Annotated in this window: 7 protein-coding genes; 5 read left to right on the top strand and 2 right to left on the bottom strand. The window is 45.6% G+C overall.

From position 1 onward, the window contains the following. The first annotated feature begins 1 nt into the window (after position 1). The 5 genes from bcsB (at position 2) to ACO0K1_RS12075 (ending at position 9,781) form a co-directional block, all read left to right on the top strand. Positions 2-2,383, top strand: coding sequence for a cellulose biosynthesis cyclic di-GMP-binding regulatory protein BcsB (gene bcsB / locus ACO0K1_RS12095; RefSeq protein ID WP_423026013.1), 2,382 nt, complete (start codon positions 2-4; stop codon positions 2,381-2,383). A gap of 229 nt (positions 2,384-2,612) precedes the next feature. Beyond that, on the top strand, positions 2,613-6,977 hold the full coding sequence (locus tag ACO0K1_RS12090) for a cellulose synthase subunit BcsC-related outer membrane protein (RefSeq protein WP_423026011.1): 4,365 nt from the start codon (positions 2,613-2,615) through the stop codon (positions 6,975-6,977). Between the two features lie 5 nt (positions 6,978-6,982). Next, on the top strand, positions 6,983-7,402 hold the full coding sequence (locus ACO0K1_RS12085; RefSeq protein ID WP_423026009.1) for a tetratricopeptide repeat protein: 420 nt from the start codon (positions 6,983-6,985) through the stop codon (positions 7,400-7,402). Between the two features lie 314 nt (positions 7,403-7,716). Then, entirely contained in the window at positions 7,717-8,781 is a 1,065-nt protein-coding gene (gene aroG, locus ACO0K1_RS12080; protein WP_423026007.1) for a 3-deoxy-7-phosphoheptulonate synthase AroG, read from the top strand. Positions 8,782-9,229: 448 nt separating this feature from the next. Continuing rightward, positions 9,230-9,781, top strand: coding sequence for a PEP-CTERM sorting domain-containing protein (locus ACO0K1_RS12075; RefSeq protein ID WP_423026005.1), 552 nt, complete (start codon positions 9,230-9,232; stop codon positions 9,779-9,781). 653 nt (positions 9,782-10,434) lie between these two features. Here the strand turns inward: ACO0K1_RS12075 and ACO0K1_RS12070 are convergent. Together ACO0K1_RS12070 and ACO0K1_RS12065 are read right to left on the bottom strand one after the other, a co-directional pair. Further along, the gene (locus ACO0K1_RS12070; RefSeq protein ID WP_423026003.1) at positions 10,435-11,073 is read right to left on the bottom strand and encodes a retropepsin-like aspartic protease family protein; all 639 of its coding nucleotides are present in this window, start codon (positions 11,071-11,073) and stop codon (positions 10,435-10,437) included. Between the two features lie 117 nt (positions 11,074-11,190). Then, entirely contained in the window at positions 11,191-11,682 is a 492-nt protein-coding gene (locus ACO0K1_RS12065; protein WP_423026001.1) for a YajQ family cyclic di-GMP-binding protein, read from the bottom strand. Between the last annotated feature and the right edge of the window lie 45 nt (positions 11,683-11,727).

Raw genomic sequence — 11,727 nt, 5'->3', positions numbered from 1 at the left:
TATGAATACACTTACTGAAACTGACATCGTGAAAAAAGACAAAATGAAGTTATCTTTAAAATATGCAGCGAGAAGCTCGCTGGTTTTAGCGCTTGTGGCTGGTATGTCGCTGACTGGCCATGACCAGGTTTATGCGAAATCAAAGTCAAGCAAAGCTAGTACCGAGCAGGTCGCTGAAAAAGATGACGATGCCGTATCGTCCTCCGTTGCCGCTAACGCGAACGCTGCCTCTGCTGTAAGTCAAAAGGTTTACACGATCAGCCTCAAGCAAATGGGGCAAGACTCAAGCGTTGAATTACGTGGCATTGAAGGTGAGCGAAGTTTCCCTTTCACTGTCCGTAGCGATGAAGTGATCACTTCCGCCAAGGTAAAATATGGACTGGCATATTCGCCGGCACTTCTACCTGAACTATCGCATCTTAAAGTGCTGGTCAACAACGAGTTAGTGAGCGTAGTTCCTTTGCCGAAAGAGACAGCCAAAGGGATAGTACGTGAAGATGCGATTGATCCACGGTTTTTTGCGGATTTTAATCAGCTGAAATTTAAGCTGATCGGCCACTATACGCGCGAATGTGAAGATCCTTATCATTCCAGCTTGTGGGCACATTTGAGTAATACCAGCTATCTTGAGCTGACAGTGAGTTCTTTAGAGCTAGCGAATGATCTGGCGTTACTGCCAGGGCCTTTTTTTGATAAGCGTGATTCTAAATTACTAGAATTACCTTTCGTATTGCCCCAACAAGCATCATTAGATATGTTGCGAAATGCAGGTTCTGTAGCTTCCTGGTTCGGTCATCTCGCTTCTTATCGCGGTGCAAATTTCCCAGTCGCGACGGACGGTTTGCCGAAGGGACATGCGATCGTTTTCGCTACGAGCAAGGAAGCACCCGCCGGCATACAAATACCTGCCATCAGCGGACCTACTTTGATGGTGGTGCCGAACCCAGCTAATCCTAAAGCAAAGTTACTGCTGGTATTGGGCCGTGACAATCCTGAGTTAAAAATTGCGGTACAAGCTTTAACGCTGGGGCAATCAGTACTTTCCGGTCCAAGCGCAGTCATTCGTGATTTCAAAGAACCTGAATTACGCAATGCCTACGACGCGCCGAACTGGTTGCCGACGAACCGTCCGGTCAAATTTGGTGAAGTCTTGCGTGTCGATGACCTTCAGGTGAACGGATTGAATCCAGATACAATTCGCTTGAACATGCGAGTCGCTCCGGATTTATTCACTTGGCAACGTGATGGTGTTCCAATCGATTTGCGCTATCGCTTCACACCACGTCCAACTTTGGACAAGTCGACTTTGAACGTTGGAATTAACGGTGGATTTGTGCGCTCCCTTTCATTGTCGGGTGCTGAAACGGAAAAAGGCAAAATTAAAGAGTCGGTGATGTTATTCTTTAAAGAGGGACATCGCTTCGCCCAAGAAGAAATTCAGGTACCTTTATTCAAGATCGGTGCCGAAAATCAACTGCAATTCCAGTTTTATTACGATTATCCAAAGTTCGGAGAGTGTCGTGATGTCTACCTGGATAATGTTCGCTCTGCGATTGATCCGGATTCGACGATCGATTTTTCGGCGATGCCACACTATGCGACTTATCCAAACCTCGCCTACATTGCTAATGCTGGTTTCCCATTTACAAAATATGCTGATTTGTCGCAATCAGCGGTGGTGATGCCTGATCGTCCAAGTAATGAAGAAATGCAGGTGTTTTTTAATTTAATGGGGCGTATGGGCGAGTCAACTGGGTATCCAGTGATCAATAACTCTGTGATCCGAGCCGTTGACGTTGATAAACATAGCGACAAAGATTTCCTTGTTATTGCTACAAACGGCGATCAACCTTTGTTGAAGCAATGGGCAAAATACATGCCGCTGAGCATGGATGAAACGGGTAATCATTTACAGATTCCACGCGGTTTTATCCGCACCTTGTATCGCTGGGCAGGTAAGGATATTGATGAAGTAGAGCGTCGTTCTGGCGAATTATTAGCGAAAACTGGAAACGACTTTGGTGCAATGATGCAATTCGAATCACCTTTGTCTGCTGGTCATTCTGTCGTTGTAGTGACGGGTGGTAACGGTGCGAGTTTGTTGGGCGTGACCAATGGCCTGAGCAAGTCAGATCTCCGGAGCAAATTCCAAGGGGATTTGGTACTGATCAAAGGTAATAAAGTGGTTGATGCATTGATCGGCGATACTTATTATTCTGGGCACTTACCAGTGTGGACATGGGTTAAATGGAGTTTGTCTACTCGTCCAGTGATATTGATTATTTTCCTGATGCTGGCTACGCTCATTGTTGCAACGATGTTGTTCCGTTTCCTCAGAAGAAAAGCTGCACAACGTCTGCATGTTGAAGATGGTAACGACTAAAGCAACTAAAGCAACTAAAGCAACTAAAGCAACTAAAGCAACATAATTTCAAATTGTCGTCACAGACTTCGTCAATCAGACCGTGATAGTGCGGTCTGATTGGTTAAAATGTCTGGCAGGGTTTTGCGATAATTTTATGTCAGTCAGATGATCATGGCTTGCGCCGGATTATCGAGATCTGAACGTGGCACCGTCACACAGTTATTTAGGTATTTAACAGGGGATATGAATGGTTTTCAAAAGAAAAGCGATCGTACTGGCGCTTTTGTCAATGTACATTGAGTCCGGTGCGGCTTTTGCAAACTCTCCTCTGCAACAAAAATTACTTGAACAAGCTCAATTCTGGGAACAGCGTGGCCGTGATGATAATGCGGCTGATGCCTGGGGGAAATTACTTAAGCTTGATCCTAATAATATCGATGCGCTTGTGGCATTGGGTATGTATGAGGCTCGCAATGGTCATCCTGAACAAGCAAAAATCCATCTCAATAAACTACGCGAGTTGAAAGCGAGTCAGGCACAAATTCGCCCCGTAGATGAAGCGATCCGTCGCGGAGCAGTAAATGCTAATAGTCAGCTTGAAGACGCACGTAAGCTTGCGCAACAAGGTGACATTGAAGCTGCTGCGGATAGTTTTCGATTACTTGGTGATCCGACCCGCTTAAAAGGCGACGCTGCGCTTGAATATTATCAAGTGCTGGCGGGGACTAAGAGTGGCTATAACGAAGCAAAGGTTGGTTTAGCCAAACTCGTTAAAGAAAACCCGGGCAATTTAAAATACGCCCTGGCTTATGCGCAAGCGCTGACATATCGCGACACAAGTCGCCATGAAGGCATCGCAATACTGGAAAATTTAAGCAATAAGCCAGAAGTCGCTAAACCGGCAAATGAAGCGTGGCGGCAGGCCTTGAGTTGGATGGGGGCTGAACAAAGTAATAGTAAATACTATCGCGCCTATCTGGATCGTCATCCTGACGATAAAACGATTCAGGCTAAACTGAGTAACGTTGGTAAGGTAGCAAAGTCTGATGTTCAAGAACAAAAAAGAGTTCCGAATAAGCCTAATATTGACACCAGTTTCGCCAGAGGGCAGTCGAAAGGTTTTGCTGCCTTGGATAACAATGATGTCTCGGCAGCAGAAAAAGAATTTCAGTCCTTGATCAAATCGCACCCGAAAGACCCTGTCGGTTATGGCGGTATGGGGCTGGTGAAAATGCGCCAGGAAGAGTTTATTCAATCCAGAAAATATTTAGAAAAAGCAGTGAAGTTATCACCTTCTAAAGGTCGATCCAACTGGAAGCAAGCCTATGAAGGCGCAAGTTATTGGGCGATCATTGAAGAAGCGCGCAGCGCCTTTGAAGATGATGATAGCGCCAAAGGGATTGCATTATTGCGTAAAGCAATTGCGCTCAACGGTAAAGAGCATTCAGGCATTTTGCAACTTGCCGATGCACTCAAAGCTGATAACGATATGGCGGGTGCAGAAGAAAACTACAAGCGCGTATTCAACCAAGATAAAACCGACATGCGTGCATTGGATGGTTTAATTGGAATCTATGACGTCCAAAAACGGCTTTCTGACATGGAGGCATTGGCGCCCCATATGTTGCCAAGGCAACTCGCTATTCTGGAAAATCTGAAGTCGTCATTGTTGGCTGAAAAGGCGAAACAACTCGAAGCGGCTGGCGACATTAATGGCGCTCAATTGGCTTTGGAAGATGCGATTTTGATTAAGCCGGACGATGCGTGGTTGCGCATGGCATTGGCGAAAATTTACTTGAAGCGAAATATGCCGGGTCAGGCGCAGGCACTGCTTGATGCCTTAACCAACGTCGAAAAACCAGAAGCTGAGGCACTGTATGTCAGTGCGCTATTGAGTCAGTTACAGCAACTCTGGTGGGAAGGTATGATTACGCTGGAACGTATTCCAGCCAATGCCCGTAGATCAGAAATGTACACGTTGCAAAAGCGGTTATGGATTCGTGTTCAGCTTGATCGTATCGACCTTTTAAATAAACACGGTAATGTTGAACAGGTTAAACAAATTTTAGCCGCAATCGAAGCCGCTGCTGGAAAAGATCCAGAATTTATCGGCACGGTTGCCGCGCTTTATATCAAGCTTGGCGATACAGATCGTGGATTTGCGATTATCCGCCAGGCAGTGCAGGATAGCCCTAAGCCTTCCGCCAGCTTGTTACTTCAATATGCAACGACGCTGTTGCAAGTAAATCAAGAAGCTGAACTGGAAGCGGTGATGCGCAAAGTTGCCGCGATGCCGAATTTGACTGAGGATGAAGTTACCTCGTTTAAACAGCTGCAAAAAGCGTTAGCAATGCGTTATTCCGAGCGTGCCCGTGAAGCTGGCGATTATGCATCTGCCTATACCTACATACAACCGATGTTGATTACTACACCGGACGATAATTTGTTATTGCTGACCTTAGCACGAATTTATTCTTCGTCTGGTGATGTTGATTCCGCGACCGAGTTATATACCAAAGTATTAAAGACAGAGCCTGACAATCCAGAAGTTTTACAGGGTCTGGTGTTTGCCGCCATTCAGGTGAAGGATTTTAAAGGTGCAGAGGAAAACCTTGATAAGTTAATGCGCTTGCAGCCGGATAATCCAAGGTTTATCGCGTTAGCCGGTAATGTCGCCAGAGCTCAAGGGCAAAATGGCAAGGCACTTGGTTACTTTAAAAAAGCGCTGGCAATGGAGCAAGCACAAAGACCGTTATCTGGAGCATCGGATAACACTGGTGCTGGTGGCTTGCGTTTAGTCGATCCCGCGCCAACAGTTGTCAACGTAGGTAATTTTAAAGTGAATCCCTTTGCCGATCGTAAATCGGATACGGTCGTAGATAAAGCTGTTGCAGGACCGATCTTGCGTGAAGTACCACAACTGCCTGCACAATATAGCTTGCCAACTTTGGCAGGATCCAGGACGGTTGCACCAGCTACCGTGACTGTTCCAGCCGTTGCTGCCGGCGTCATGACAAAATCAGCGGTGACATCAACCAACGCGATAGTGAACTCGGCGCCGATTGCAGCGGCTTACTCTGCTCCTGCAAGTACAGTCAATGTGCCAGGCACTAACGCTCCGGCACTCAGAAGTGTGCCTGCATTACCTGCGAGTCAGGCTGCGAGTCCAGCTTTAATGATGCCAGCGTCACCGATGTCAACTACCTCAAACACGACATATAGTGCAGTTAATGCGACAGTGCCTCGATCGGCCGGGCAAAATGTGAACCTGGCGAGTGCCACAACGCTGACGTCTGGAGCCCGTGTGAGTGCGACATCGCCTGGTTCTGCTAAGAAGCAGGCAGTACAAAATGTAAGCCCGGAAGAAGAAGCATTAATGAAAGAGATAGATTCACTCAATGAACTTAATCGTTCAGAGGTGACGGTTGGTCTCGCCTCGAGAGCGCGAAGTGGGCAGAGCGGTTTGTCGCAATTAAAAGATACAGAAATGCCGATGGAAGCTCACCTGTCTACTTTGGGCTATGGACAATTTGGATTGAAAATCATTCCGGTCGTCATTGATCCGGGTGTTTTATATTTGAATGACCCGAATACTGGCGGCTTATTTGGTAAGAATGTGATTTTGAGCCAGCAGGCCCAATACGCCAAAGTACCATTTACAACGATTGCACAACAACAAGGCTTGTCGAATGCTGCATCCATCGATCAGATAGCGAAAGGTGTCGCCCTCAGCCTGAGTTATGAACTCTCCGGTTTTAAATTGGATATAGGTTCGAGCCCGATCGGTTTCCCTATCAAGAATGTTGTTGGGGGCGTCCGGTGGAGTACACAGGTTGACGATCTTACCTTTACTGCAGAACTTGCTCGTCGGTCAGTCACAGACAGTTATTTATCCTATGCCGGTGCAAAAGATACGGTATATGGTTTAAGTTGGGGCGGCGTGACCAAAAATGGTGTGCATCTGGACGTTGGTTATAATGCAGACGACGGTGGCGTCTATGGTGGCCTTGGGTTTGCTGAGCTGTTAGGAACGAACGTTGTTAACAATTCGATGATCGATTTCGGCGCTGGTGCGTATTGGCGAGCTTATAAGACCAAAAATACGAACGTCACTGTTGGTGTGAATTTGACGACCATGTTCTATAAGAAGAACCTGCAAAATTTTACGTATGGTAATGGGGGCTATTTTAGTCCGCAGTCTTATTACGCTTTGAATTTTCCAGTCGAAATCAGTGGCCGCAATGGAAAGTTGTCGTATCAGCTAGGAGCGGCCGTAGGTGTGCAGTCTTTCAGAACTGACTCAGCTCCTTACTATCCTTTGGTGAGTGCGGACCAGACGTCTTTGGAGTTGTTTGCAGCAGCTAATCCCAAGATTGCCATCAATACATCTTATGCGGCGCAAAACCACACTGGCGTGCAGTATCGCTTAGCCGGTGCAGCAGAGTATTTAATTAGTCCGCACTTTGCATTCGGCGGCCGCTTGTCGGTTGATAATTCGGGTGACTTTACTGATGCGGCAGCGCTGGTGTATTTGCGCTACACGTTTGAACCAAAACGTGGTCCAGTATCGTTCCCACCTGTGGTGCCAAAGCCGTATTACTTAGGGAATTAATGCGTATGTATCCAATTTTATTACGCTCTTTATGTGCACTTCTGTTAGCGGTTGTGTCTGGTATTTCGTGGTCAGCCGATTTGCAGAGCGAGGGTAGACTTCAACTGTCGCAGGGAGATAACGCAGAGGCAAGTAAAAAATTTGCCGAAGCGGCAAAAATTAACCCGTTTGATCCGTCTGCATTAAACAATCAGGCAGTTGCTGTCGCAGCACAGGGTGACTATGAAAAAGCCTTGTATCTGCTAGAACGCGCCGTTCGCTTGGGACCTGGACGCGCTGACATTGTTGCTAATTTAAAAGAATTGCGTCGTTGGGTTGGTCGTAATGCTCCTCAAATTAAAATGGCAGAGAAAAGTAATCCTGTGATGAATGTTTATCCTGATGGCGATATTCCACCGGAACCACCAGCATTGTGGAAGAAATAAGCGAAAATTATGATTTTTGGGCTTGCTAATTGCAAAATTTTGATGCAATATCAAACCCTGACTTTTAAACTTTTATCAAAATTAAATACAGGCAATTAAGCCAAGTACCTAATTTCATGAAAATGACCCATTTCTTTTTCTTTTTTTACTTTAGCTATTCCCAGCCTGAGGCGGTCGGAAGAAGGTAAGCGCGCAAAGAAAAAGAGCCCAACCAGAATTCTTAAAAACCGCCAGATATGGCGGTTTTTTTTTGCCAGTTTTTATCAATTGCAATTTAATTACATAATCTTAATTTGAAATACACAGGAGAAAATATGCAGCGCACCGATGATTTACGTATTCGCGAAATGAAGGAACTGGTTCCGCCATCACATTTAATCCGTGAGTTTTCCTGCTCGGAAAAAGCTTCAGAAACCGCCGCCAATGCCCGCACTGCTCTGCATAGAATTTTGCATGGACAGGATGACAGGTTGATGGTCGTAATCGGGCCGTGCTCAATCCACGATACGCAAGCGGCTATGGAATATGCGCGCAAACTTGCAGTCCAACGTGGGCGTTTTGCGGGCGAGCTTGAAATTGTGATGCGCGTCTATTTCGAAAAACCGCGCACGACGGTTGGCTGGAAAGGTTTGATTAATGACCCCTACATGGACAATAGTTTCAGAATCAACGATGGCCTCCGAATTGCGCGTGAACTGCTATTGAACATCAATGAATTAGGCTTGCCAGCGGGGACAGAATATCTGGACGTAATCAGTCCACAATATATTGCTGATCTGATTAGTTGGGGCGCTATTGGTGCTCGTACTACTGAGTCACAAGTCCATCGAGAATTAGCCTCTGGTTTATCGTGCCCGGTAGGATTTAAAAACGGTACGGATGGTAACGTCAAAATTGCCGTCGACGCGATTAAGGCATCGTCGCAGCCGCATCACTTTTTGTCCGTCACTAAAGGTGGCCATTCAGCGATTGTTTCAACCAATGGTAATGAGGATTGCCACATCATTTTGCGTGGTGGTAAAACGCCAAACTATGATGCTACTAGCGTCGAAGCTGCCTGTAAAGATATCGCCAATGCGGGATTGGCGGCACGCCTGATGATCGATGCGTCGCACGCAAATAGTTCCAAAAATCCTGCCAATCAAATTCCTGTGTGCGCTGATATTGGCAATCAGATTGCTGCGGGCGACACACGTATTGTCGGCGTCATGATCGAATCCCATCTGGTTGCTGGTCGCCAGGACCTGGTGCCGGGTAAAGAATTAATCTATGGCCAATCTGTCACCGATGGCTGTATTGATTGGGATTCCAGTGTTGCCGTTTTAGAAGGCTTGGCAAATGCGGTAAAGCAGCGCCGTCTGGTGCAATCAGCGGTATAAAAAAAATTAAATTCAAGCGGTTAATGCAGTCTGGAGAAATTCAGATGTGTAAAAAGCACCTCACGGCGGTTCAATCAAAAACTTGCTAAGACGCGAGCTTTGTGAGGATTACTGTTGGGTGCTTTTGTGTTTTCAAGATGCGTCCAAAGACCCACCAGGCGTCGTCGGATGCTACTTTTGTAAAATTTATTTAAAATTAACGGAAAAAGTTTGGCGGACGCCTGAAAATAACTTTTTTCTTCGCCTTTTAATTGGGCTGAACTTGATTATTCGTCATGAAATAAGGAGTAAAGAAAAATTAATTAAAGATTAAGTCAATGTCGAAATTTTTTACATTAGTTAAATTAATTTTATGTAACGTATTGATTTATATAATGTTTATCTGCGGGAACAGTATTTGCTTCAAAAGATTGCATTGATTTAGATTTTCTCTTTTGAAAGCATTTCCATGAATAAATTTCTTTCCCGTGCAGTACTGGCATTCGCTGTTTGCGTTCCGCTTGTATCGCAGGCTACGGTGATTGACTTTAGCACACTGAGCACAACTCATGCTCAGGATAGTGCAGTCGACGGCTCCACGTGGGCATCGCTCGGTCTTAATTTATCAAGTCCACAAGGCTTGGTTACCGCATGTGAAGGGGCTTGCTTGTCGGCAGGTGCGGGCACGTACGATGGTGAAGTCGATGGTTGGTTCTCTGTTCCATCGACAAGTACGCTTGCCACGGTAAATAAACTAACCATCAGTACATTAACTGGTAACTCTATTACTCAGTTGTTCGATATCTCAAACAATGTAATAGCTACCTACTCGGCAGATGTAAATTATTCTGGAACGGTTGGTGTTGCGCGTTTTTCTACTTTGGAAAATGTCGATGCCTTCACTAGTATCTCTTTCGATACTATTGCCCCAGCACCTTCTGATGTCCCTGAACCTGCGAGTCTTGTCCTGGTAAGTTTGGGGCTCTTGGGTTTCGCGGCAGCGCGTCGTCGCAAACAGTAAGATTGCGATATCTGAAAACTGAGTCCCGGGTTTATCACTCGGCTCAGTTTTTTTCATTTAGCTTACTTACTCTTACAGCGAACACCTCAAGGTTTGCCACTGTAGCAATCTGGCTTAATAGGGCGTCTAAATGACTCAAGCCTGGTGACAAATCGATTATCGCCATCCTAAGTAGTCTATCAATGTGTCAACTAGCACGACATACTAAAAAGCTAAGATTTTGATCATCATGATTGATGATCAAAATGATCAAAATGATCAAAATGACCGGGATATTCTAATACTGCTTCGTTTTCAAGTGCACTGAATAGAAATCATGACACCTGAATCATGATTTTTTTACTGTTTTTATGACTGATTTATGGTGGTTCTGCGCATAAGCTGGCTCGTTTTGATTCAACGCGAGCATCAAAGTGGAGCGTTGTACTTTTATTCGAGCCATCAGTGCCGTATTGCTTGCAGCTGTAACGCTTGCGAGTGCAGTTTGCATTTAATAAATCGCTGCAGGTGCCATTGCTGCGTTGGAGCAAATTCGTCGTTAAATCGACATCGTCGCTGGATATTGAGTTAAATCTTTGTATCACGACGTCGATGGGAGAAAAACCAACGATCGACGTTCGTGTTCTGAATTGGATGATTTCTGAAAAAGTAGTTCAAAATCGCTTGGTCAGGGTCATTTGATTGCCTTCGCGTCGCATTTCCATGCGATTTAAAAATGACATGCCCAATAAGGGGATGGTTAATCCAGAATCGAGAACCGCTGCGTCAACTTGATAAAGTTCGATATCACCAATCTTGATACTGTCGATCTTAATACCATAAGCGTTGACTACGCCACCAGCGGTACTCACTCTGCCTCGTATGCCATTGGTGTAATTTATGCCGAGACGAATTGCATCGCTGGCAGGAAGGGTTACCAGACTGGCGCCAGTATCGACCATCATTTTGACACTGATGCCATTAATACTCGCGTTGGCAATGAAGTGACCATGGTCACCTGCTTGCAGGATGACCTGGTTGCCCCTGCCTGGTGCGGCGCGGGCGACTGCCTGACCCATTGCTAGTACAGAACGTTTGCCATTACTGATAATGGTGGCGCTGTCGTGGTCAACATCGAGCAATTTTGTATCGTTGCTTATCATGCTGCCGACGTTATATGTTTTTGGTGGTCCGCCATCCACCACCAGAATCGCTTTACCAGGAAATAAGCCAACGACCCCAACTTCCGTAGCGTGAACGGAGGCGTTGTAACCGATTAAAACCAGTAAAAAAAACGCGGACAGGCAATTCATGGCAAGCCTTTTAGGCGAACAGCACAGAAAATAGGCAGCTATAGAAGACTAAAAAATAGATCGCTTTAGTCCACAGCCGCCCTAGCATTTTATTCGGCAACGTTCAGGCAGATTCAATCAATCACGGAAATTATTAAACTCGAGCGGCAAATCTTTGATTTCTTTACGTAGCAAAGCCATCGCAGCCTGTAAATCGTCACGCTTCGCGCCTTGCACACGCACAGCATCACCCTGAATGCTGGCTTGCACTTTCAATTTACTGTCCTTGATTGCTTTGACGATTTTTTTTGCATCTTCTGTTTCGATACCATTTTTGACTTTGATCACTTGCTTTACCTTGTCGCCGCCAATTTTTTCTACTTTACCCATATCGAGGAAACGCACATCAACTTTACGCTTTCCAAGGGTTTGCGTTAATTCAATGTTGATTTGATCCAAATGGAAATCGGAGTCACCGAAAACGATGATTTCGCGCTCTTTATCTTTGAGCTCGATTTTGGCGCTGGTACCCTTGAGGTCGAAGCGATTCGTGATCAATTTGTTCGATTGCGTTACCGCATTCTTTACTTCTTCCATGTTTGCTTCAGAGACGGTATCAAATGAGGGCATATTACTTCCTTGGTGAATAAATAAACATAGCGCATTTTATCAAAT

This window comes from Undibacterium sp. SXout20W (assembly GCF_049340285.1).
Taxonomy (GTDB): domain Bacteria; phylum Pseudomonadota; class Gammaproteobacteria; order Burkholderiales; family Burkholderiaceae_D; genus Undibacterium.
The sequence above is the reverse complement of the archived record's forward strand: the minus strand, read 5'-3'. Positions and strand labels throughout refer to the sequence as shown.

Excerpts from the sequence above, each read along its gene's own strand:
- ACO0K1_RS12090 (WP_423026011.1), top strand. The coding sequence starts at position 2,613 with ATGGTTTTCAAAAGAAAAGCGATCGTACTGGCGCTTTTGTCAATGTAC.
- bcsB (WP_423026013.1), top strand. The coding sequence starts at position 2 with ATGAATACACTTACTGAAACTGACATCGTGAAAAAAGACAAAATGAAG.
- ACO0K1_RS12085 (WP_423026009.1), top strand. The coding sequence starts at position 6,983 with ATGTATCCAATTTTATTACGCTCTTTATGTGCACTTCTGTTAGCGGTT.
- ACO0K1_RS12070 (WP_423026003.1), bottom strand. The coding sequence starts at position 11,073 with ATGAATTGCCTGTCCGCGTTTTTTTTACTGGTTTTAATCGGTTACAAC.
- ACO0K1_RS12065 (WP_423026001.1), bottom strand. The coding sequence starts at position 11,682 with ATGCCCTCATTTGATACCGTCTCTGAAGCAAACATGGAAGAAGTAAAG.
- ACO0K1_RS12075 (WP_423026005.1), top strand. The coding sequence starts at position 9,230 with ATGAATAAATTTCTTTCCCGTGCAGTACTGGCATTCGCTGTTTGCGTT.
- aroG (WP_423026007.1), top strand. The coding sequence starts at position 7,717 with ATGCAGCGCACCGATGATTTACGTATTCGCGAAATGAAGGAACTGGTT.